The 23,010-nt window shown below is 40.5% G+C and carries 18 protein-coding genes; 11 read left to right on the forward strand and 7 right to left on the reverse strand.

Translation table 11 applies throughout. From position 1 onward, the window contains the following. Positions 1–34: 34 nt before the first annotated feature. From ACIQZ2_RS01265 to ACIQZ2_RS01280, 4 genes are all read left to right on the forward strand, one after another. A complete protein-coding gene (locus ACIQZ2_RS01265) occupies positions 35–1,246 on the forward strand; it encodes a sensor histidine kinase (RefSeq protein ID WP_395767020.1) in 1,212 nt (403 codons plus the stop codon). Positions 1,247–1,255: 9 nt separating this feature from the next. Beyond that, entirely contained in the window at positions 1,256–2,182 is a 927-nt protein-coding gene (locus tag ACIQZ2_RS01270) for an AEC family transporter (protein ID WP_395767021.1), read from the forward strand. 76 nt (positions 2,183–2,258) lie between these two features. After that, positions 2,259–2,984 carry a bifunctional demethylmenaquinone methyltransferase/2-methoxy-6-polyprenyl-1,4-benzoquinol methylase UbiE gene (gene ubiE / locus ACIQZ2_RS01275; RefSeq protein ID WP_395767022.1) on the forward strand — a complete coding sequence of 242 codons (726 nt, stop codon included), beginning with the start codon at positions 2,259–2,261 and terminating at the stop codon, positions 2,982–2,984. 41 nt (positions 2,985–3,025) lie between these two features. After that, on the forward strand, positions 3,026–3,667 hold the full coding sequence (locus tag ACIQZ2_RS01280; protein WP_395767023.1) for a porin family protein: 642 nt from the start codon (positions 3,026–3,028) through the stop codon (positions 3,665–3,667). Here ACIQZ2_RS01280 and ACIQZ2_RS01285 read toward each other — a convergent pair whose 3' ends face one another. Together ACIQZ2_RS01285 and ACIQZ2_RS01290 are read right to left on the reverse strand one after the other, a co-directional pair. Further along, positions 3,668–4,573 carry a DUF4249 domain-containing protein gene (locus tag ACIQZ2_RS01285; RefSeq protein ID WP_395767024.1) on the reverse strand — a complete coding sequence of 302 codons (906 nt, stop codon included), beginning with the start codon at positions 4,571–4,573 and terminating at the stop codon, positions 3,668–3,670. It abuts the gene before it with no gap. 1 nt (position 4,574) lies between these two features. Beyond that, positions 4,575–6,950: a TonB-dependent receptor domain-containing protein gene (locus ACIQZ2_RS01290; RefSeq protein WP_395767025.1), complete on the reverse strand. Its 2,376-nt coding sequence runs from the start codon at positions 6,948–6,950 to the stop codon at positions 4,575–4,577. A 164-nt stretch (positions 6,951–7,114) separates the two neighbouring features. Between ACIQZ2_RS01290 and ACIQZ2_RS01295 the strand changes: the two genes are divergently transcribed. Together ACIQZ2_RS01295 and nagB are read left to right on the forward strand one after the other, a co-directional pair. Beyond that, positions 7,115–7,324, forward strand: coding sequence for a helix-turn-helix transcriptional regulator (locus ACIQZ2_RS01295; RefSeq protein ID WP_395767026.1), 210 nt, complete (start codon positions 7,115–7,117; stop codon positions 7,322–7,324). Between the two features lie 12 nt (positions 7,325–7,336). Further along, positions 7,337–9,238 (forward strand): glucosamine-6-phosphate deaminase, encoded by a 1,902-nt coding sequence (nagB, locus tag ACIQZ2_RS01300; RefSeq protein WP_395767027.1) that lies wholly within the window; start codon positions 7,337–7,339, stop codon positions 9,236–9,238. On the opposite strand, the gene ACIQZ2_RS01305 is transcribed toward nagB, so the two are convergent. From ACIQZ2_RS01305 to ACIQZ2_RS01320, 4 genes are all read right to left on the reverse strand, one after another. Next, the gene (locus ACIQZ2_RS01305; RefSeq protein ID WP_395767028.1) at positions 9,235–12,144 is read right to left on the reverse strand and encodes an FAD-binding and (Fe-S)-binding domain-containing protein; all 2,910 of its coding nucleotides are present in this window, start codon (positions 12,142–12,144) and stop codon (positions 9,235–9,237) included. The two genes, nagB and ACIQZ2_RS01305, sit on opposite strands and share 4 nt — an antisense overlap. Positions 12,145–12,150: 6 nt before the next feature. Further along, the gene (locus ACIQZ2_RS01310) at positions 12,151–12,783 is read right to left on the reverse strand and encodes a lysoplasmalogenase (protein ID WP_395767029.1); all 633 of its coding nucleotides are present in this window, start codon (positions 12,781–12,783) and stop codon (positions 12,151–12,153) included. Continuing rightward, a complete protein-coding gene (locus tag ACIQZ2_RS01315; protein WP_395767030.1) occupies positions 12,783–14,330 on the reverse strand; it encodes a glycosyltransferase family 39 protein in 1,548 nt (515 codons plus the stop codon). The genes ACIQZ2_RS01310 and ACIQZ2_RS01315 overlap by 1 nt, the downstream gene beginning before the upstream one ends. A 118-nt stretch (positions 14,331–14,448) precedes the next feature. Further along, a complete protein-coding gene (locus tag ACIQZ2_RS01320) occupies positions 14,449–16,902 on the reverse strand; it encodes a ribonucleoside-diphosphate reductase subunit alpha (protein WP_395767031.1) in 2,454 nt (817 codons plus the stop codon). 524 nt (positions 16,903–17,426) lie between these two features. Between ACIQZ2_RS01320 and ACIQZ2_RS01325 the strand changes: the two genes are divergently transcribed. From ACIQZ2_RS01325 to ACIQZ2_RS01345, 5 genes are all read left to right on the forward strand, one after another. After that, entirely contained in the window at positions 17,427–17,669 is a 243-nt protein-coding gene (locus tag ACIQZ2_RS01325; protein WP_315576023.1) for a type B 50S ribosomal protein L31, read from the forward strand. 70 nt (positions 17,670–17,739) lie between these two features. Beyond that, a complete protein-coding gene (locus ACIQZ2_RS01330) occupies positions 17,740–18,852 on the forward strand; it encodes a putative sugar nucleotidyl transferase (protein ID WP_395767032.1) in 1,113 nt (370 codons plus the stop codon). A 26-nt stretch (positions 18,853–18,878) separates the two neighbouring features. Next, positions 18,879–20,006 carry an ATP-binding protein gene (locus ACIQZ2_RS01335; protein WP_395767033.1) on the forward strand — a complete coding sequence of 376 codons (1,128 nt, stop codon included), beginning with the start codon at positions 18,879–18,881 and terminating at the stop codon, positions 20,004–20,006. Then, positions 19,993–20,928 carry a hydroxymethylbilane synthase gene (hemC, locus tag ACIQZ2_RS01340; RefSeq protein ID WP_395767034.1) on the forward strand — a complete coding sequence of 312 codons (936 nt, stop codon included), beginning with the start codon at positions 19,993–19,995 and terminating at the stop codon, positions 20,926–20,928. Before ACIQZ2_RS01335 ends, hemC begins: the two co-directional genes overlap by 14 nt. Beyond that, the gene (locus tag ACIQZ2_RS01345) at positions 20,925–21,827 is read left to right on the forward strand and encodes an SDR family oxidoreductase (RefSeq protein WP_395767035.1); all 903 of its coding nucleotides are present in this window, start codon (positions 20,925–20,927) and stop codon (positions 21,825–21,827) included. Before hemC ends, ACIQZ2_RS01345 begins: the two co-directional genes overlap by 4 nt. A gap of 49 nt (positions 21,828–21,876) precedes the next feature. On the opposite strand, the gene obgE is transcribed toward ACIQZ2_RS01345, so the two are convergent. Further along, entirely contained in the window at positions 21,877–22,947 is a 1,071-nt protein-coding gene (gene obgE, locus ACIQZ2_RS01350; RefSeq protein WP_395767036.1) for a GTPase ObgE, read from the reverse strand. Positions 22,948–23,010: the final 63 nt, after the last annotated feature.

The following is a 23,010-nucleotide window of genomic DNA, read 5'->3' on the forward strand; positions in this document are numbered from 1 at the left end:
TTTGTGAGGAATGGCTTACTAAGCTTATGCCCCTATGAAAATCTTATCCAAAGAAGTTGCCTTACCGCTGGCCTTTTACAACCGAGATACGTGGTTGAAGGTTGCATTCTTTGCTGTTTGTGTCTTTATGGCAGGCTTCTCACTCTATTTCACAGATGGGTTGGTTTCCAAATTAGAAGAGCGAGAAAAACAACAAATCGAATTATATGCAGAAACCATTCGGTATGTAATGACGAGTGATGAGAATGCCGACATCAATTTCTTCTTTGAGCGAATCAAAAAAATCAATGAAAATAATACGATTCCAGTCATTTGGAAAGATGGAAGTGGTCACCTCAATTCCATAAATATCACCATTCCAGACGCGATTGACGTGGAGGAGAAACAAGTATTTCTCCAGGCAAAACTTAAAGAAATTATCGCTGAAAACAATAAACCCATCGAAATGGATATGGGTTTCCAAAAAGAATACATCTATTATGGAAATTCTAAATTGTTGAAATTATTGCGCTATTATCCGCTTTCGCAGCTTTTGGTCGTATTGATTGTAGGCTTCCTTGGCTACATCTTTTTCTCCTACTCCCGACGCGCAGAACAAAATCGTGTGTGGGTAGGATTAGCAAAAGAAACAGCTCACCAACTAGGCACACCGCTCTCATCGCTTACTGCTTGGGTTGAAATCTTACGAAACGAACCGAGCATAAATCCGGAAATCGTTGTGGAATTGAGTAAAGATATCCAACGCCTTGAAACCATAACTACTCGATTCTCTAATATAGGTTCTACGCCAATTTTAAATGAGGAGGATTTAGAGGATCTAATTTTCAGTTTCATCAACTATTTGAAAATTCGCATATCAACAAAAGTGCACATTCAAATCAAATCATCGCTTGCACCTGGTCAATTAGCTAACGTAAATAAATACTTATTTGAGTGGGTTATTGAAAATATCTGTAAAAATGCGGTTGATGCCATGAGTGGAACAGGGAATATGTTGATCTACTTACACGAGGGAAAAAACAACATGATACACATCGATATCTCAGATACAGGCAAAGGTATCATTACGGCTAACATGTCTAAAATATTCAACCCGGGATATAGTACAAAAAAAAGAGGTTGGGGCTTGGGTTTGACATTAGCTAAACGGATTGTAGAAAACTACCATGAAGGAAAACTAACACTTAAATCTACTGAACTTAATAAAGGTAGCACCTTCCGTATTTCGCTCCCTAAACCTGTATAAGAAGATCACATGAACACCACCAACTTGGTCTTCGGATCCGCTTTAATCATTATTGGAATTGGTTATTTGTTGAAAAGTTTTAAATTCATTGAAACAAAAGACGCTAAATCCCTCTCCAAATTCCTAATGCATACGACCTTCCCGGCATTGATTTTCACGACGATGCTCAAGGTTGAATTGACTGCTGCTCTAGGTTGGCTCCCATTAATTGCCATGCTTTTTGGCTTTTTATCTTCCTTTATTGGCTTTCTTATCTTCAAAAACGAAGAACCTAAAAATAGAGGAATCCTTACCATGGGGTCAGCAGGCTGGAACCTAGGATTGTTCGCCTACCCTTTAATTGAAGGCATTTGGGGATGGGAAGGTCTAACGTATGCCATCATGTTTGATCTAGGAAATTCAGTCATCAACTTCATGGTGAATTATGGAATGGGTACCTATTTAGCAGGAAACCATGGAAATAAAAACCCTATCCAGCATGTGATTAAGAAGATTTTTACACTTCCTCCATTTCAAGCTATGTTGATAGGTTTAGCATTCAATATTTTCCAAATCCCAGTTTTACCATTAGCCATGGATATCGTTGAAACAATTGCTAAAGGAAATAAACCGATGGTATTGCTCTTGATGGGAATATATTTTAGCGTTCGACTTCCTAAGGCAGCCTTTGCTAAAGTATTTCAGCTACTAGGCCTACGCTATGTGTTAGGTTTAAGTATTGGAATGCTATTATACTATACTGTACCCTTTGAATTTCAGTACCGAAACATGTTATTGATATGCTTGATTTTGCCAGCAGGAATGACACTAATCACCTATTCGGATGAATTAAATTTTGACACAGGTATCGCTGCAGCCATAGTCAATTTTTCGATGCTTATTAGCTTTATCATCATGTGGACCTTAGTGGGGATTTTCAATATGGCACCCCATTAAACCAAATAAATTTGGTATTTTTGCGTAAACAATTTACCAATCACCCGCGTTAGGTCTTGGAAAATCAATCAACGCTATGGTAGTTCCCTATAAAAATCAAAATAAAGGTAAAAAAGAGCAAGTCGCAGACATGTTCAACTCCATTTCACACAAATATGATTTTTTGAATCATTTATTAAGCGGTGGTATTGATATAATTTGGCGGAGAAAAGCAATCAAATTACTCCAGAATAAAGGCATTAAGAAAGTACTCGATATTGCCACCGGAACAGGTGATTTTGCCATCGAAGCACTTAAATTAAATCCAGATAAAATTGTTGGTGTTGATATTTCGGAAGGCATGTTGGCCTTCGGAAAAGAGAAAATCAAAAAAATGGGTTTGGAAGACAAAATCACCCTGCAAATAGGGGATTCAGAAAAACTTCCATTTTCCGACAATAGTTTTGATGCAATTACCGTTAGTTTCGGTGTACGCAACTATGAAACATTGGAAAAGGGATTAAAAGATATGTATCGGGTGTTAAAACCGGGCGGGCACTGCCTGATTTTGGAATTTTCTAATCCAAGACATTTCCCCATGAAACAAGTATACAAGTTCTATTCAAAATATTGTTTACCCTTGCTAGGTAAACTTATTTCGAAAGATCCAGCTGCATACACCTACTTGCCAGAATCGGTGGAAGCATTCCCTGATGGTCCTGATTTCATCAAAATTTATGAAACCTGTGGCTTTACAAGTACACAATGGATACCGATGACTGGAGGAATTTGTTCAATTTACCTAGGTCAAAAAGCTAAATAAGCGTGCAATACATTCGTAATATCGGTGCTATCTTATGCATAATGCTAACTTTCCAATCGTGGGGGCAGCATACCAAATACACCCGTATTTTTCATGAATACTACGATGAAAAACCCGTTCACTTTGGTTTTTTGTTCGGTTTTGCATCGACAAACTATTTTATGCAAGCTGATCAACTTGCTTTAGGCACACTTGATTCTGTCCGTTCTCCTCGCAACTTTGGATTTCAAATAGGTGGACTAGTCAATTATGCCTTTGATAAACACTGGGAACTAAAATCAGGCATAAATATCGCTTTATATGAAAGGCAAATCCAATTCAAAAGCGACGCCAATAATCCACTGTGGAGAGAATCAACTTGGTTAGAAGTTCCTGTATTACTTAAACTACGTTCTTTACGGAGAAACAATCATCGAATGTATGTGATGGGTGGGTTCAAATTTGGTATTGAGGCAAATGTAAAGAAAAAAAGTAGTGCACTAAGTGCAAATACGGCCGATTTATCCCTGGAGTATGGCATTGGTCTGGAACAATACTACCAATTCTTCAAATTTACGCCCGAACTCCGTTTTTCACATGGACTTCTAAATCTATACGTCCCACCATCCGGCACAGGTTCACCTTATTCGAAACTTAATGGCATCCGAACACATACCGTGACGCTTGTAATCAACTTCGAATAATTAAGGCAAGTTCTTTCTAGCCTTGGCAGGGTCAATGGTAACTTCTAAGGATGAAACGGCAGATACACCAAACCAGCCCGCTCCTTGAAGTTTTGAATTTGCATTCGAATTCCTAATATTGGTAGGAATATTAGCAGCAGGGCGTGAAAATAAGCCCGCATTATTCAATTCTAGACTAGCCTGTGAGTAAAAGCTGAATTGATCAAGCGATATGGAATAGAGTTCCACTTTTACTTTATCATTCGCCAAATATAACTCGGGATTTATTGACGCTCGAATAGGCAAATTAAACATCAACCCATCCGTCCCAGATACCTTCTGTAAAGCGGAATCGTAAAAAACCACAAGATTCGATGGCGAATTAAAGAGAACCCCGTTTTTGTAAAATTTAATTCGATAACAGTCCCCTTCTCCTTTTAAATCAACTCCGAAGAATCGCGCTTCAAATCCTTCCTTGGGTTTACCTTCGCCCGCTTGTCTAGGACTCGCTGTAGCCGCCTTGTAAGCAATTGAATCTATAGGAGGCACAGGATTCATTCTTGCCGAAGCAATAAACGTTTCATTGTTGGTTTTCACCGATAATTGGTAGGTTCTACCCACTTTGCCCAACTGGGGTTGTGAAGCAGATGGCTGCCACAGATAAGTACCTGGGGTTTCTTTACTCTCAACGAATATATATGAATTTGCGTTATCATCTTTCACAAGTACCTCAGCGCCTCGAATAGGAGGAACTGGACCATTATCAAAAAAGTCTTGTGATTGAGATAAAATAATTTTCTGTGGCCCAGGTAGATCTGTCAACGTGGATTCTACCACCAAATAACGGTCCGATTTAGGGCTATCTAAGGTTACTACCTCTTCACAGGAAAATAACAAAATAGAAAATAATAGGATAAAATAGCGCATGTTAAAAAGTAAAGTTATAGGTTACTGCTGGCACAAATGACCCGATAATGGATAACTGGACAGCCTCCGTTTTTGACGGGTTTGTTTCGTTAGCTTGGGTATATATCGAGAATGGATTCTTTCGATTATAGACATTATAGACCGAAAACACCCACTCTGACGAGCCTTTTCCAAACAAGGCTTTCTTATTTTTCTTGGTGGCAGAAAAATCCAAACGATGGTAATCTGGAACCCGAATGTTTCCACGAGTACCCGCAACCGTTTGTGGATAAGCTACCCCTTCATAACTGTATTTTTGGGTAGGTATCGAATAAGGAACACCGGTAATGTAAGCAAAATTGGCACCAAAAGACCACTTACTCGAAAAAGCGTATTGACCCACTAAATTCAACGTATGTGTGCGATCAAAACGATTCACATACCATTCATTATTGTTCAATCCCTCTATTAAGCGCTCTGATCTTGCCAACGTATAGCTCATCCATCCGGTTAGCTTACCCACATTCTTCTTCACATAAAATTCAGCGCCGTATGCACGTCCTTTTCCAAAAAGTAAATCTTTTTCAAACAAGGGATTTAAAAACAAATTCGCACGATCCGCATAGTCAATCTGATTTTGCATTTCCTTGTAATAAACCTCGATAGATGTCTCGTAATCATTTCCACTATCTCCTAAATTCTTGAATATTCCCAAGGCAATTTGGTCTGCAATTTGTGGCTTAATGTTATTGGTGGATGATGTCCAAACATCAAGTGGAGTTGAAGCCGCAGTGTTTGACATTAAGTGCACATATTGTGCTAATCGATTATACGACGCCTTGAAAGAAGAATTCTCCCCTACTTTTAAATTCATGGCAAAACGCGGTTCCCAATTACCATAATTCGCCACAGAGGCGGTAGGAGAAACTTGAATCATTTTCAAGGTGTAGCCCGTAGGATTTTCGATACTTTGTGGGACAGAAATTCTTTCATAATACTCCCCGTTATCACTTCGGTAATCATAGTTTGAATACCGTATACCATATTGTATGGAAATACGCGGGCTTATTCTCCATTCATCGCCAACATATGCCGAGAGCTCAATACCACTCTTATCTACTTGACCGAACTCTCTTTTATCACCATTCGATGATGCCCTAGCCTTACCGGGCGAAAATTGATATGACAAAACTTGTGCACCAAAAGTCAAGGTATTGTCAGGACTTAGGTAATACGTAAAGTCTGGTTTAAAACTTAAATTAACAATATTGGAAGTCCAGCGAAATGAATCAGATGGTCGCTTATTTTTTAAATCAGAGTCTAGTAAATAGTCATAATTGCTGTAGAATGTTGTTGCATTCAAAAACAACTTGTTTGAAAAAACGTGATTCCAACGTGCCGAAACTGTACTATTACCCCAGTTAAATCCAAAACCTGTACCAAACACATCACGTCCAAAATAACCCGATAGAAACACGGTATTCTTGCTATTAATATTATAATTGACCTTTGCTGTCAAATCATAAAAACTGAACGCAGCATCTGCATTATTGCCGGTTAAAAAAGGCTTCGCTAAAACATCAATGTAGGAACGTCGAGCTGCCACAATAAACGAAGCCTTATCCTTTATGAGTGGAGCCTCAATCGAAAGTCTTGAAAATATCACGCCTACCCCCCCATTAACTTCTAATTTCTTGGCATTACCTTCCTTCATCTTGACATCCAAAATAGACGAAACTCGGCCACCATATTGCGATGGAATACCACCCTTGAATAACTTTACATCTTTAACCGCATCCGGATTAAATACCGAAAAGAATCCAAACAAATGCGAAGAATTATATACCGGCGCATCATCCAAAAGAACCAAGTTTTGATCCACACCACCGCCTCGTACATTGAATCCCGAAGCCCCTTCACCTACGGTAGAAACACCCGGTAATAATTGAATCGCACGAACCAAATCCACCTCACCTAATAAAGCCGGGATTTTTCGGATGGTTTTGATGTCAACTTTATTTACCGACATCTCGATTCCCCGTACATTTTCATCCACCGCCTTCGCCGTTACCCTTACCTCAGCTAATTCATTAGACTCAGGTTGCATTTCAATATTCAAAGTCTGATTCTTTCCCTCAAAAGTTACCTTGCGTTCTTGCTTGGCAAAACCAGAAGATGAAAAGACCAACGTAAACGAACCGGGCTGGACCGATAAACTGTAAAATCCATAGGTATTTGTCACGTTTCCGGTCTTCAATTCTTTGATATAAACACTCGCGCCAATTAACCCTTCACCATTAGAAGCATCCTTTACATATCCACTAATCGTTGCTTTTTGAGCAAACATACCAAGTGGCACTACCAATAAAAGGGATAAGCTAAATTTCTTTAAAAACATATTTTTTGAATCAAACAGCAAATATAACTCGCATTTACAGGAAAAGTTTTACCACTCATCACATAACAAAAAACAAACACTTTTAATTTAAAATCGGTATTATATTTCCGAATTGTAAATAAAATCATTTATTTTTCTATATTTGTTGCTTACGAACCTATTCAATGGATTTAAAAATATTTGGCCAAGTTATTCGTGAAAAACGAAACGCCTTACACCTTAAACAAGAGGAGCTCAGTATCCAAAGTGGCGTCGCCATTAAAACGATACACTCTATTGAAATGGGCAAAGGAAATCCAGCCATTAAAACCATCTTGCGTATTTTTGAAATACTCGAACTCGACTTCATTGTTGTTTCAGCTAAATCATTGTAAAAAAAAATCACCATGGAACAAGCCATTAGTTTTGAACGCATACCCACACACATATTTGATGATTCAGAAAATGCATCTAAAGCGGTAGCACAAGAAATTGCAAACCTGATCCAAGAAAAAAACAAGGAGGGGAAACCTACCATTTTAGGACTTGCCACTGGCTCCTCGCCCAAAAAAGTATACCAGGAATTAATCCGGATGCACAAAGAGGAAGGCTTAAGTTTTAAAAATGTTATCACCTTCAATTTGGACGAATATCATCCTATGGAGCCCGATTCCGTTCAAAGTTATGTCCGTTTCATGCGCGAACAACTATTCGATCACATCGATATCCCAGCAACAAATTACCATATTCCTGACGGGACGCTGACCATTGAACAAATACCTGAATTTTGCCGAGCATACGAAGCTAAAATTGAAAAACATGGCGGCTTTGACTTCTACCTCCTAGGTATAGGCCGAAATGGTCACATAGGTTTTAATGAACCTGGCTCGGTCATCAATTCAAAAACGCGCTTGATGACCCTCGACATCACCACAAAAATAGACGCCGCTATTGATTTTGGGGGATTAGAAAAAGTGCCTAAAAAGGCCATTACCCTAGGAATTGACAAAATCATGCAGGCCAAACGGATTGTCTTGCTGGCGTGGGGCGAACATAAAGCACAAAGTGTTGCTAAAGCAGTAGAAGGACCTATCACATCCGATATTCCGGCTACTTACCTACAACAGCACCCTAATACGCTTTTCATCTTAGATGAAACAGCAGCTTCTTTGCTAACTAGGATAAAAACACCTTGGCTCGTCGATAGTGTCAATTGGGATCGAAATATGATAAAAAAAGCGGTGACGCATCTTTCGCTCCAACTTGGGAAACCTGTACTAAAGCTAACAAGTAAAGATTATAACGAACATGGCATGTCGGATCTTCTTTCCTTGTATGGCCAGGCGTATGACATCAACATCGAAGTATTTAACTACCTGCAGCATACCATCACGGGTTGGCCCGGTGGAAAACCGAATGCCGACGATTCGAATCGACCAGAGCGAGCATTTCCTGCAAAGAAAAAAGTGATTATTTTTAGCCCCCACCCGGATGATGATATCATTTCGATGGGAGGAACTTTCCAGCGATTACACGACCAAGGACATGATGTCCATGTGGTGTATCAAACATCTGGAAATATTGCGGTAGCCGATGATGAAGCACTTCGATTCGCCGAATTCGTTGTGGATTTCAATGAAAAATTTGAAAGCTCAAACGCCAAAGCGAATAAAATTTACAAAGAGGCTGTCAAATTTTTAAAGAATAAAAAAGACTCTGAATTGGACATTCCCGCCGTACGAGAAATCAAGGGATTAATTCGCCAAGGTGAAGCCAAAAACACCTGTCGTTTTGTGGGTATCAAGAAAGAAAATGCCCATTTCCTTCACATGCCATTCTACGAAACGGGTACCATTCGTAAAAAGCCCCTAGGTGAGGCTGATATTCAATTAATCATTGACATCATCGAAGAGGTTCAACCCCATCAAATCTATGCAGCAGGCGACCTAGCTGACCCGCACGGAACTCATAAGGTATGTTTAGATGCCATTTTCCAAGCAATTGAAAAAATAAAGCACAAAGAGTATATGAAAAACTGCTGGGTTTGGCTTTATAAAGGAGCTTGGGCTGAGTGGGATATCGACCAAATCGAAATGGCTGTTCCTATGTCACCTGATCAAGTATTCAAAAAACGGATGGGTATTTTCAAGCACCAATCACAAAAAGACGGTGTCGTTTTCCAAGGAGAAGATTCCCGTGAATTTTGGCAAAGAGCTGAAGAACGAAACCGAGGCACAGCTCATATCTACAACGCACTTGGTTTAGCTGAATATGAGGCCATGGAAGCTTTTGTCCGGTGGAAATTTTAAACCAAAGCCTCAAATAATATCTCGGCGGTGTGCTTCGCATGGCGTTGCGTACCGTCGTGAATTTGATGCCTGCAGCTCGTGCCAGAAGCAACGATTTCAACTTCAGCGGGTTGAGAACGTACCGTAGGGAAAAGCACTAATTCCCCAATCTGCATCGACAAATCATAATGCTCCTGCTCATACCCGAAAGAGCCTGCCATGCCACAACATCCCGAAGGGATTAATTGTACTTCAAAGTTTGAAGGCAATGAGAGGGCTTTTTTAGCAGCAACCAATGAACTCATGGATTTTTGTTGGCAATGCCCATGCAACTTCAATAACTTCTTTTCAGATCGGAAAAGCGTTCGATCTATACGTTTGGCATCAGCCTCCCGTGCAATAAACTCTTCAAGCAACAAAACATTTTTACTTAAAGCCTGCGCTTTTTCCAACCAAGCATCTGAAACTAAATCCGGATATTCATCCCGGAATGTTAAAATGGCCGATGGTTCTATGCCCACTAAAGGAATTTCAGTGCTTATGAGGCCTGACCATAATTCAACATTCTTTTGTGCGAGTGTTCGCGCCTCATCCAACATCCCCTTCGACAAAAACGAACGTCCTGAAATTGGATGGGCAAGTGTGCGTACTTCATATCCCAAAGCTTCCAATAAGAGAACCGCTTTTCGCCCCACGTCAGCATCGTTATAATTCGTGAATTCATCCACAAATAAATACAAGGATTTGGAAGACTGAATAGGCTTACGTCCCTTCAACCAAGACTGCAAGGTTTGCTTAGCAATTAATGGCATGGTACGATCAGGATGGAAGCCTACAATCTTATTCGAAATACGACGCAAGAAAGGAGTCCTCATCACCCAATTATATAGGATCGGTACACGAGAAGCGAGAGATGAGATAGAGGCAAAATGTCCTACCAACCTACTTCGCAGAGGTGTTCCATTTTCTTTTTGGTACTGATACAAGAACTCCATTTTCAATTTGGCAACATCGACATTGGAAGGACATTCTGCTTTGCAACCTTTACATGCCAAACACAAATCCATCACCTCCTTAATCTCCTTGTGGTTAAATCGGTTTGGCTGCGTGGAACGTGTTAAAAATTCACGCAAAATATTAGCACGGGCACGGGTTGTTTCTTTCTCATTTCGTGTCGCCATAAAAGAAGGACACATAGTTCCACCCGATACAGGTGTCTTCCGACAGTCGCCAGAACCATTGCATTGTTCGGCATGTTGCAAAACATCTTGGCCCTCATAACGGAACGCCGTCTTAAACTCCGGGGTTTGCTGACCCGCCTCATACCGCAAAAACGTATCCATTGGAGGCGTATCTACAATCTTATTGGGATTAAATATCCCCTTGGGGTCCCACCATGACTTCAATTCACGCATTAATTGATAGTTGGCCTCCCCCACCATCCATGGAATAAACTCACCACGTAATCGCCCATCACCATGTTCCCCTGAAAGTGAACCTTGGTATTTCTTGACCAATTGAGCTATCTCCTCCGCAATATGACGGAATTGCTTATGCCCCTCCTCAGTCTTTAGATTAATAATCGGACGCAAGTGCAACTCACCGGATCCTGCATGAGCATAATGCACACAATACAAATTATTCGCTGCTAAAATTTCATTAAACTCAGCTATAAACGCAGGCAAATCATGCACATCTACGGCCGTATCTTCAATAACAGCAACGGCTTTTTCATCCCCCGGTAAATTTGACAAAAGTCCTAATCCAGCCTTTCGTAAATCCCAAACCTTCTTCACATCAGCACCTGTTACGAAAGGAAAATGATACCCCAAATGATCCGAAAGCATCGCTTCCTCCACTGCTTTAGCTTGAGCCGCTAAATCGTCTGCATTATCAGCACGTAATTCGACAACAAGAATGGCGCCTGGGTCACCTTCAACAAAAAACCGATTTTGGCTTTGTTCTGCGTTGGCTTTGGTGCATTCCAAAATATAATGATCCATCAACTCAGAAGCAGAAGGATTAAATCGCAAGGCAATTAAATTTGCACGCAATGCCTCATCTATGGTGTTAAAATGTGCACAAACTAAGCCTAAATGCGTGGGAGGTAAAGGATCAACGTGTAACTTAATGCGCGTCGCAAAACATAAAGTACCTTCTGAGCCAGCTAAAAGGGCACAAAAGTTAAATGCGGGTTTATCTGCGATGAAGGCATTCGTATTCAATAACATATCAACAGCATACCCCGTGTTCCTTCGCTTGATACTTGGCTTAGGAAATTCGTTTTGAATATTCTTTTGGTTTTTCGGATTCGAAAGTGCCGCAAGGGTCTGCGCGTAAATCGTATGTAAACGCGAACCCGGCTGCAGCTTTTGAACAGTTTCAGCAGGATCCTCTGCTTTGAAATGAACAAAGGTACCATCAGATAAATAGCCTTCAACCTCCAAAACGTGATCGCGCGTAGACCCGTAAATAACGGAATTGGAACCACATGAATTATTTCCCAACATCCCACCAATCATCGCACGGTTAGCGGTAGAAGTTTCCGGCCCAAAAAATAATCCGTGCTTTTTCAATTCCACATTCAACACATCGCGCACAACACCAGGTTCAACCCAGACATAAGATTCTTCAACATTTACCTCCAGAATTCGATCGAAATACTTGGAAACATCCACCACCAATCCATTTCCTACCACCTGACCTGCTAAAGAAGTACCAGCTGTACGCGGAATCAAGGGGATTTTATGCTCATCAGCAAAGTGAATCAAAGTCTCAATATCTTGAATGGTCTCAGGAAGCGCAACGCCCATTGGCATTTCGCGATAAGCAGATGCATCCGTCGCATAAAGTGTTCGCATCACGGAATCCGTATGCAAAGCACCTTGTAATTGAGTTGCTAATTGACTAAGAACCTGAGCATCCATGAACATCTACGATTTTCGCTGAGTATGCAATTTACACAATGCATATGTCAGTAGCAATTGAGCAAGTATATATGTCGACATCACGGCACAAGAATTCCAAGGATATTCAAAATAAAACTTACCAAAAGCTAATAAACTATCTGAAACCACAAATAAAAATGCCCCAAAACGTAGTTGAGTGCTACGTAATTGAAAAGCAAAATAGAGCATAGCGCCTAACGTGAAAGCATATACAATGACAGGGGCCAACAAGGATGATGATAAATGTGGATACAAAAAGCCTAAAAAACTGCCTACATAAACGAAAACAGGAAATACCATGTAGGAGAATTTCCAAGCTCCCCATTGAATAAATTGTCGAATGTAAGCCAGTTGCATAATCAAAAACGAACCAAGGCCCAATTGAAAATAAAGCGCAGAATTACCTGGTAATAAAAGAAAAACATCCCCCAACCAAGCAAATAGCAAGGTAAATAAAAGCCTATTCCGCGATGTTGAATGAAGGCCAGCCGACATGACATACATTGCCAAAACAATCATCAACAAGGGTTTTGTTACATAGCGAACGGGAGAATGCGCAGCGAACAAATCAATACACGAAATAATTCCGTAGGCTACAAGGATTCGTTTTGAATTCATCAGTATCGGTATTTTCCTTTTTTGAAATCAAAAATGACAAGAACTTTTCCATTCGCTTTTTTGATCAAGACCGAATCCTGCATAAACGGATCTACGCGTTGAATAAACGAATCCGTTTCATTCAAATACAGATTTACATTTTGAGCATCCAAGGGATCTATTACCAAATTCCGAAGGTACTTCGAATCCAATAAATTAGCCTTTGAAGATGGATATACCACAGTATCACCCGCTTGATATGTTGACTGAATAGCAGCAGCAATCATCGGATATGGATTAGGTCCACGACCTACCGAAAACGTATACTTTTGGTGTTGGTCAGAATAAAGCGGAACAAACAAGCTCACCAATTGATAGGTTTGGGCCAACAAAAATATACACGCAAATATTCGATACCAGATGGCTTGTTTCAACATATAATCAAATATGCCAACCGAAATAAAAATTCCAAAAGGAAGTCCAAAGCAGGCATAACGAAGAAAAAATCCTGAAGTCGTACCAGCGTTAACTGCAGCGGCAAATAAAAACACACTTGGTAAAACAATTTGAATGACACCAAGCAAATAAACCCCACGGCTTGAGCGATCCAATGATTTTATCCATTTAAATAGTAAAAAGATAAAGCATACCAAAAGTACCGTACCAATCTTAAATCCATGCTTAGCATACAAGTCATTTGTCCAGAAAAAATGGTCAGAAAAAATGGAGATTGTCCGTTTGAATAAATTGGATGGGCTTGCAAATTCAAGCCAACCCGGTATTTCTCCATTTTTCTGAATATAGGTGATCAGTTGTTCTGCTGCATTCGCTTGAAAGTCCATAAAATAACGAGCAGGTCCCCAAATAAACCATGAAATAAATGGAATGACCATAAGACACATATGCAGAGTCATGCGCAACCAGATGGATCGATCACGCACAAATACTGCCATATAGATAAATTGGCCCACCAAAGCCAATGCGGTTAAATAGGTGCTAAACAAGGCCCCAATTGAAGAAAGAACCCACAATAGAAGATATTTCTTGTTGTTATTAAGTTGGCCATCCTTTTTTATCACCAATAGCCAAAACAAATAATTTGAGGCGGTGGCGAAAAATAAACTCGTTGCATAATTGCGGGCCTGCTGACTATAAATGACAAAGAACGGTTCGATGGCAGCAAAAAATACAATGGCCAAGGTCCATACATTTGATTTGACAAATTGCCTTGCCCAACGGAACATGATCCAGATTGTCAACATATTAAACAAAACTGAAACGCTTCGCATTGCGGCATCTCCCTTACCAAATAACCAAGCAAAAAGCTTGAGCATCATGTCATGTACAAGGCTATTGCCACTAACATCACCTCGGGCATCAGCATCCAACCAGGATTTTATGCCCCGGGGAGCCCAAAAATCGGCAGGGGTAAATGTCTTATCGGGGCGCATCAGTTCGCCCATGCCACCTTGATTGGTATTGGCAACACCCAGTAAAACACTTGAACGCTCATCGGAAAACAAACTAAATTGCCCAAGGTGATAAACACGCAAAAAAAGAGCCAGCATAATCAATCCGAGAAATACGAAAAAATACAGTTCCTTCTTTAATTGCATAACGTCCTAAAATATGAAAATCACCTAATCTCTCGACTAGGTGATTTTAACTTAAATACTGATCATAAAATTATGAGCCACAAGCCTCACATGCATCTGGATTATCCAATGAGCATGACATATCAGCACGGTTCTGTGAATCATCTGTTTCGAAAGAAGCCGCTGCAGCAGCTTGCGCTGCATGCGCTGCATATTGCAATTCGGTTTCATGCACGTCATTGGACTGCTCGATGGCAACCTCTGCCTGCTTCTCGATTGTAAATTTAATCGCATCAGCAGCAGCTTTCGTACGTAAGTAATACATACCGGTTTTTAAGCCTAATTTCCACGCATGGAAGTGCATTGATGTTAACTTACCAAAGTTTACATCTTGAATGTGAATATTTAAACTTTGTGATTGACAAATGTAAGCCCCACGATCTGCGGCCATCTCCAAGATGGTCTTTTGCTTAATCTCCCAAACAGTTTTGTAAAGTTCTTTTAAATCTTGAGGTATCTCGGGTATATTTTGAACTGATCCATTTGCCGAAATCAATTTGTTCTTCATGGATTCATTCCATAAGTTCAACTTGATTAAGTCTTTTAATAAGTGCTTATTAACAACCGCGAACTCACCTGATAGTACACGACGAGCATAAATATTCGATGTGTATGGCTCAAAGCATTCATTATTTCCTAAGATTTGACTAGTAGAAGCCGTTGGCATTGGTGCAACCAATAACGAGTTACGAACACCGTGCTCAACCACTAGTTGACGTAATTTCTCCCAATCCCAGTTACCTGAAGAAGGTGTCACGTTCCACATATCAAATTGGAAGATACCTTTTGAGATAGGCGAGCCTTCCCATGATGAGTAAGGTCCTTCTACTTTCGCTAATTCCATTGATGCTTCCATGGCTGCGTAATAGATTGTCTCAAAGATATCCTTGTTCAATTGCTGTGCTTCCTCAGATTCAAAAGGCATACGTAACATGATGAATACATCTGCTAATCCTTGAACTCCTAAACCGATAGGACGGTGACGTAAATTTGAATTACGCGCCTCAGGAACTGGGTAGTAATTGACATCAATGATTTTATTCAAGTTGACCGTTGCCGCTTTGGTTACCTCGTACAACTTCGCATGATCAAATTCAGTCACACCTTGCTCGTTTGTTCGAACGTATTTTGGTAAGGCTAATGATGCAAGGTTACAAACGGCCACTTCATCTTTCGAAGTGTACTCCATGATCTCCGTACACAAGTTCGAAGATTTGATGGTACCTAGGTTCTTCTGATTAGACTTGTTATTCGCATGATCCTTGTACAACATGTAAGGTGTACCTGTTTCTGTTTGCGACTCTAATACTTTAAACCAAAGCTCTTGTGCCTTAACAGTTGCACGCGCCTTGCCTTCTAATTCATATTTGTGGTACAATGCCTCAAACTCTTCACCGTAAGCATCAGACAAACCTGGACACTCGTGTGGGCAGAACAATGACCACTCCTCATTACTTTCCACGCGCTTCATGAACAAATCTGGTATCCATAATGCGTAGAATAAATCACGCGCACGCATTTCTTCTTTTCCGTGGTTTTTCTTTAATTCCAAGAAATCGAATACATCTGCATGCCATGGCTCCAAGTATATTGCAAAGGATCCCTTACGCTTTCCTCCCCCCTGATCTACGTAACGGGCAGTATCATTGAACACACGTAACATAGGAATAATACCATTCGATGTACCGTTAGTTCCTTTGATATAGGAGCCTGTTGCACGAATATTATGGATGCTTAATCCAATACCGCCTGCCGACTGTGAAATCTTAGCCGTTTGCTTCAACGTATCGTAGATTCCTTCTATCGAATCATCTTGGGTTGTCAATAGGAAACAAGACGACATTTGAGGCTTCGGAGTACCTGCATTAAACAAGGTTGGGGTGGCGTGTGTAAACCAACGCTCAGATAACAAATTATATGTATGAATAGCTGCTGCTATATCAGTACCGTGAATACCTACAGCTACACGCATCAACATATGTTGAGGACGCTCAGCAATAGCACCATCCAATTTCAATAGATACGATTTCTCAAGCGTTTTAAATCCAAAGTAATCATAACCAAAATCCCGGTCGTAAATAATGGCTTCATCTAACTCTACAGCATTCTTCTTGATGATATCAAATACCTCCTTCGAAAGAAGTGCCGCATTTTGTCCAGTCTTTGGATCGATGTACGTGTAAAGACGTTTCATAGTCGCAGAAAACGACTTCAACGTGTTTTTGTGAAGGTTTGATATTGCGATACGAGCAGCTAGCGTTGCATAATCTGGATGCTTCGTTGTTAATGATGCTGCTGTTTCTGCTGCCAAATTATCCAATTCGGTCGTCTTTACCCCATCATATAAACCCGAAATTACCTTTCTTGCCACCTCCAGCGGTTGGACAAAAAATGGATCTAGGCTGTAACACAACTTCTCAATGCGAGCTGTGATTTTGTCAAACTTGACAGATTCGCGACGACCGTCTCTTTTAATTACGTACATGTGTTTCTATATAATATAATATTAGAATAATCAATAATGTTGCACCCAATACAAAACACAATAAAACACCTCAATAAGAATTTGCTTTTCTTAAATTTAACAAACCAATTTTATATCTAAAATCGGTATCTTGGCGGTTACTTTTTATTGCTTTTAGTAAGCTGAAAATTGAAGCACTTTCAGCGGCTTGGGCACTACGTAAAATTAGAAAAAAATGAGGGGCCATGCAAACATTTTTTAGACTGAAAATAGGAGAAAATAATTGTATATTTAAAATACACCATGACATTGCGCCATAGATAAATCCAATGGCAGTATTCCCCTTAGAAAAGTACCATAAAATATTTTTTAATTTTTTTTTCTCCGATTTTTGGCTTTGTTTTTACTGAAAATTATATGTAAAAATACTTTGTAAATATGTGGAATAGTTTTACTTTTGCAACCCGATTATCATGAAACACTATCCCAAGTGAATCAATTAAATTTTACAAAAGACGGCAGGGAATCGTCATTATACCATCAAAATGAAAAAAGACATACATCCAGAATACAAAGAAGTTGTATTTCACGATTTATCAGCTGATTACAAGTTCTTAACGCGTTCTTGCGTTCAGACTACTGAAACAACAGAATTCGAAGGTGCAACGTACCCAGTTTACAAACTAGAGGTTTCTTCTCAATCACACCCGTTTTATACCGGTAAAAATGTATTGTTAGATACTACAGGTCGTGTTGATAAGTTCAACAAACGTTACGCGAAAAACTAGTATTCGATTAAGCATACAAAAAAAGCCTCATCATGTTCTCATGTTGAGGCTTTTTCCTTTTATTTGCAAGATGTGGAATTCAGGCCAACTAATTGACGATTCTAAGATTTGCCTTCAAATGAGGCCGCTGACCTATGCGCGTAGGTTAAGTGATCTATGGGTGGGATTATCAACGATACAGGACAAATGGCGTGCGCATCAGCAAACCATTCCTTCGGATACCTATATACTAGGATCCTTAATGCCTACCGCTTCAGTTCTCAAAAGCATCAAAGAACTACCCGAATCAAGCGCCTTATATTGGAACAAACAATGGATTGCCTACCGAGCAGCAGCCCCCACTTCCCATCACATACATATTCAACACCTAAAGGATGAGCCTCAGTACATTCAGCACCCAGAAGAATTACTCGATGCCAATAACCAGGCGCTAGTTGACGAAATCGAATCCAATACCATCGATGTCGTCTCACTATCACAAGGTGGTAATACCGTGATTTACCCCGAAAATTGCTACATCGATCCAAGCGCCAAAATAACAGGGACTATACTTGATGCTAGCCACGGCCCCATTCACATTGGTGCCAACGTTACCCTCCAGATTGGAACCTGCATTCAAGGGCCAGCGGCCATAATGGACGGAAGTATTACGAACATTGGAGCTAAAATTAGACCGCACACGACCATAGGTCCAGGATGTAAAGTAGGAGGCGAAATAAGCGCAAGTTTGTTTTTTCCAAACAGCAACAAAGCTCATGAGGGATACATAGGAAACTCCATCATTGGGTCATTTTCAAATTTAGGGGCACTAACAAGCTGTTCGAACGTACGTAATGATTTGAAATCAGTTCAACTGTATGACTATTCCACCAATGCCTTGCGGGATATCCATCGTAAATCCTTTGGCATTGTCATGGGTGATTTTGTTTGTACGGGAATTCATACCAAATTCAATACGGGCACAGTGATCGGCAATCATTGCAATATTAGTGGTAGTCAATTTTTACCGAAATTCATCCCAGCATTGACTTGGGGTGAATATCCCAACTTCGGTCCTTATCGAATGGATCGAGCAGAGGAAAATGCAGTGGCTTGGATAAAGGCAAAAAACCAAAAAATCCCAGAAAATCTGCCAGGCAGCATCCAAGAAATTTGGAAAGAGGAAGCAAATGCTCGAAATTAGCCTATTCATTTATATAGGGAAACCGCATGCGCTTTCAAGACATCCCCGGATTAGATCAAACCAAGAAGCAATTGAGTCAATCTGTTCTTAATGAACATATTGCACATGCTCAATTATTTCATGGCCCAACCGGTGGTGCACAGCTGGCCATGGCCATGGCATTTACCTCTTTTTTGTTTTGTACCAACCGACAAGGTGAAGATTCCTGTGGTGCTTGCCCAAGTTGTCAAAAAGTTCAAAAAGGCATACATCCAGATATCGTATACCTTTTCCCAAGTGTGACTACAAAAAAGATTAAAGAGGCTGAATCAGACGCATTTCTTCCTGAGTGGCGAAACTTTATTACAACATCACTTTACCGCACCTTGCCTGAATGGCTTGGAGCGATGGGGGCAGAAGGAAATAAACAAGGCAATATTCCAGTAGAGGAAACACGAAAATTGCTCAGTAAAATCAGCCTAAAGCCTTTTGAAGCGCCATTTAAAATAGTCATTTTATGGAATCCCGAATCTTTGAATCCATCCTCCGGAAATGCCTTGCTAAAAACCCTGGAAGAGCCCCCAAGCTCTACCCTATTTTTATTAGTTTGTGCTGATGCTCAAAAGCTTTTAACAACCATATTGTCAAGAACCCAACGAATCGCTATACAGGCGGTTGATGAAGAATCTTTAGCCGAATTTCTGGTAAAAGAAACCGGAACAACCCTCGAAAACGCGCAAAATTTGGCAATCAGTTGCGAAGGAAATATTTCATGGGCGCTCGATAAAGCCAAGTCGGAAAACCTAAGTACTTCCACCTGGTTTGCCGACTGGATGCGCGCCATTTACCAAAAGAATTTAACCAAATTAGTTGGCCTCGCTGACCAGTTTGATGGGCTCGCTAAAGAGGACCAAAAAAGCCTTTTAGAATATGCATTACATATATTTAGACAATGTCTCTACCAAATTTCAGATGCTCCTTCGTTGATAAAATCCTTAGAAAAAGAAAAAGCATTTATAGCCAACTTTGCCAAGACGTTGAATCGAAATTCGATTGAAAAAATTAGTGAAAACGTATCAACAGCCCATTACCATTTGGAAAGAAATGGCCGTGCAAAAATGATCCATTTGGATTTATCTTTACAAATAATTCGAATCGCAAATGCCTACAAATAAACCCATTCGAATTGGAACCCGAAATTCCGCTTTGGCTGTTTGGCAAGCGCGCCATATTGCTGATATATTGTTACGTGCAGGATATCAAATTGAGATCATTGAAATCGTAACCATTGGCGATAAAATTCAAGATCGATCCCTTGCTAAAATCGGGGCAAAAGGTGTATTTACGGAAGAATTAGAGAGCATGCTTCGGAATGGTGAAATCGATATTGCGCAGCATTCTGCTAAGGATTTACCCTCAAAACTTGCGGCTGATTTACCTTTAATTGCCTTCACTAAACGAGAAGCAGCGCATGATGTCGTTTTGAGTCTTGACCCCACCTTCCGACTTTCAAATTCTACCAAATCCAAGATAGGCACCTCGAGTACGCGGAGACGCGCGATGATTGCCAAAGAATTCCCACAACATCATCTTGTTGAGATGCGAGGAAATTTACAAACACGACTTGAAAAATTAAAGGCAGGAAGTTGCGACGCCATGCTATTGGCTTTTGCAGGTGTCCATCGCATGGGCATGGAAGAATACATCGTTGAACATTTAGAGGTAAATAGCTTCATCCCTGCTGTTGGCCAAGGATCCATAGCCATTCAATGTTCAACCCATTTATCAACTGATTTACAAGCTGTCATTCGAAGTTCTTGTAACCATGAGGCCACAGAAGCCTGCATTGTCGCTGAGCGTCATTTACTTGCACAACTAGATGGTGGTTGTAGTGTACCCGTATTTGGTCATGCACAGCAACATGAAAATGGCATTCATTTAATCGGTGGTGTCTTAGGATTGAAAGGGGAAGTTGAGCTAAAGGCATCTTCCACAGGCGATAATCCTGAAAAATTAGGCATGGAAGTTGCCAAACAATTAATTAATCAAGGCGCGCAATCGCTTTTACAGGAAATTAGGAAACAATTAGCATCATGAAAAAAACCATTCTAATCACAGGATCGAATGGATTATTGGGCCAAAAGTTGGTAGACCTACTCAGCCAAGAATCGAGTGTCAATTTAATTGCAACTGCTCGAGGAGAAAACCGCTTACCTAATCATGCCGGATATACTTACCAGTCTCTGGATATAACCGACCCTATTGCTGTTGAGGAGATTTTTTGCAAATACCAGCCAGCCATTGTGATTCACACGGCAGCTATGACGAATGTAGACACATGCGAAAGTGATTTAGTTGGCTGTGAATTACTGAATGTCAAAGCGGTGGAATACATCGTGCATGCCTGCGAAAAACATAAAACCTTCCTTTGCCATTTGTCAACCGATTTTATTTTCGACGGAGAGGCTGGTCCATATAATGAAGAGGATTTGCCTAATCCCATATCGGTTTATGGTGAAAGCAAACTGAAGGCAGAAAAAATCATTCAAGCTTCCAAGATTCGCTGGGCTATAGCGCGGACAGTTTTGGTTTTTGGCATAGTGCCTGATATGAGCCGAACCAACATCATTCTTTGGGTAAAAAAATCGCTCGAAGAAGGAAAACAAATTAATGTGGTTACCGATCAATATCGAACTCCCACACTCGCAGAGGATTTAGCAATAGGCTGTTGGCTAATCACTCAAAAGGAAGCTGAAGGCATTTTTAACATTTCAGGGGAAGAATTATTAACGCCTTATGAAATGGCGATTAAAACGGCTGAATTTTATCATTTATCAAAAGATTTGATTAAGCCTGCGGATTCGTCCAACTTTTCTCAACCTGCTAAACGACCACCAAGAACAGGCTTTATATTATCGAAAGCAAAAAAAATACTTGGCTATAAACCGAGAACATTTAATGAGGGGATTGCTTTGATGGCCTCACAAATTCAATAAAAAAAGGCCGCTCGATTGAGCGGCCTTTTTTTATTAGGTATATAATCGCTTATTCCGTATCCGGCTCGAAATCCGCTTGGATTTTCGGGATAGCCATGGAACTTTCAACCTGTTTGGCCACTTCTTTATTTTCCGCTTGCAAAGTCTCCCAAAGCAGATCTTTCAACTCTTGTATTCCTGTGTTTATTACCGAAGAAATAAAAACGAGAGGCAGGTCTTTTGGCAGACTTTCACGCATTTCATCCTCCATTTCGGGAATGGATAAGTCCATTTTAGAAACGACAAGGACCCGACGTTTGTGCAATAATTCAGGATTGTATTTTTCAAGTTCGCCAACCAATATTTTATACTCATCCCCCCAATTTTCTGCATCCGAAGGAATTAAAAAACAAAGGATTGAATTTCGTTCAATGTGACGCAAAAAACGCAAGCCAAGTCCTTTACCTTCAGCAGCTCCTTCTATAATACCCGGAATATCCGCCACAACAAAGGATTTATAATCACGGTAAGCAACCACGCCTAAATTGGGAACAAGGGTTGTAAAGGGGTAATCGGCGATTTCTGGCTTAGCCGCTGAAAGGACAGATAACAGGGTTGATTTACCGGCATTGGGAAAACCCACCAAACCTACGTCTGCTAGAACTTTCAATTCCATAATCACCCAACGATCTAGTCCGGCTTCACCGGGTTGAGCATGTCGTGGAGATTGGTTGGTAGATGACTTAAAATGTGTATTCCCTAAGCCTCCGCGCCCACCGGCAAGTAACAATACTTTCTGTCCTTCTTCCGTTACTTCGGCTAAAAACTCATTGGTTTCAGCATCTTTAACAATGGTTCCCAAAGGAACTTCTACATAGATATCTTCACCTTCTAAACCTGAGCGACGTCCCCCTTCTCCACCTTTGCCATTATCAGCAATGATGTGTTTTTGAAACTTCAAATGAAGTAAAGTCCAGTGCTGGCTATTCCCAACAATGTAGACATGACCTCCTCGACCACCATCACCTCCATCAGGGCCGCCTTTGGGAACGTGTTTTTCTCGTCTAAAGTGCGACGAGCCACTCCCCCCGCGTCCTGAACGCAAGTTGATTTTAACGTAATCAATGAAATTTGATGTCATTAGTTAGTTGTTAGTAAGTATGTAGTGGTCAGTAATCAGTCGCTAGTCCGAAGGGAGTGAGTT

Origin of the sequence: Aquirufa sp., assembly GCF_044342065.1 — a bacterium.
Taxonomy (GTDB): Bacteria; Bacteroidota; Bacteroidia; order Cytophagales; family Spirosomataceae; genus Aquirufa.

Excerpts from the sequence above, each read along its gene's own strand:
- ACIQZ2_RS01265 (WP_395767020.1), top strand. The coding sequence starts at position 35 with ATGAAAATCTTATCCAAAGAAGTTGCCTTACCGCTGGCCTTTTACAAC.
- ACIQZ2_RS01270 (WP_395767021.1), top strand. The coding sequence starts at position 1,256 with ATGAACACCACCAACTTGGTCTTCGGATCCGCTTTAATCATTATTGGA.
- ubiE (WP_395767022.1), top strand. The coding sequence starts at position 2,259 with ATGGTAGTTCCCTATAAAAATCAAAATAAAGGTAAAAAAGAGCAAGTC.
- ACIQZ2_RS01280 (WP_395767023.1), top strand. The coding sequence starts at position 3,026 with ATGCTAACTTTCCAATCGTGGGGGCAGCATACCAAATACACCCGTATT.
- ACIQZ2_RS01285 (WP_395767024.1), bottom strand. The coding sequence starts at position 4,573 with ATGCGCTATTTTATCCTATTATTTTCTATTTTGTTATTTTCCTGTGAA.
- ACIQZ2_RS01290 (WP_395767025.1), bottom strand. The coding sequence starts at position 6,950 with ATGTTTTTAAAGAAATTTAGCTTATCCCTTTTATTGGTAGTGCCACTT.
- ACIQZ2_RS01295 (WP_395767026.1), top strand. The coding sequence starts at position 7,115 with ATGGATTTAAAAATATTTGGCCAAGTTATTCGTGAAAAACGAAACGCC.
- nagB (WP_395767027.1), top strand. The coding sequence starts at position 7,337 with ATGGAACAAGCCATTAGTTTTGAACGCATACCCACACACATATTTGAT.
- ACIQZ2_RS01305 (WP_395767028.1), bottom strand. The coding sequence starts at position 12,144 with ATGGATGCTCAGGTTCTTAGTCAATTAGCAACTCAATTACAAGGTGCT.
- ACIQZ2_RS01310 (WP_395767029.1), bottom strand. The coding sequence starts at position 12,783 with ATGAATTCAAAACGAATCCTTGTAGCCTACGGAATTATTTCGTGTATT.
- ACIQZ2_RS01315 (WP_395767030.1), bottom strand. The coding sequence starts at position 14,330 with ATGCTGGCTCTTTTTTTGCGTGTTTATCACCTTGGGCAATTTAGTTTG.
- ACIQZ2_RS01320 (WP_395767031.1), bottom strand. The coding sequence starts at position 16,902 with ATGTACGTAATTAAAAGAGACGGTCGTCGCGAATCTGTCAAGTTTGAC.
- ACIQZ2_RS01325 (WP_315576023.1), top strand. The coding sequence starts at position 17,427 with ATGAAAAAAGACATACATCCAGAATACAAAGAAGTTGTATTTCACGAT.
- ACIQZ2_RS01330 (WP_395767032.1), top strand. The coding sequence starts at position 17,740 with ATGTGGAATTCAGGCCAACTAATTGACGATTCTAAGATTTGCCTTCAA.
- ACIQZ2_RS01335 (WP_395767033.1), top strand. The coding sequence starts at position 18,879 with ATGCGCTTTCAAGACATCCCCGGATTAGATCAAACCAAGAAGCAATTG.
- hemC (WP_395767034.1), top strand. The coding sequence starts at position 19,993 with ATGCCTACAAATAAACCCATTCGAATTGGAACCCGAAATTCCGCTTTG.
- ACIQZ2_RS01345 (WP_395767035.1), top strand. The coding sequence starts at position 20,925 with ATGAAAAAAACCATTCTAATCACAGGATCGAATGGATTATTGGGCCAA.
- obgE (WP_395767036.1), bottom strand. The coding sequence starts at position 22,947 with ATGACATCAAATTTCATTGATTACGTTAAAATCAACTTGCGTTCAGGA.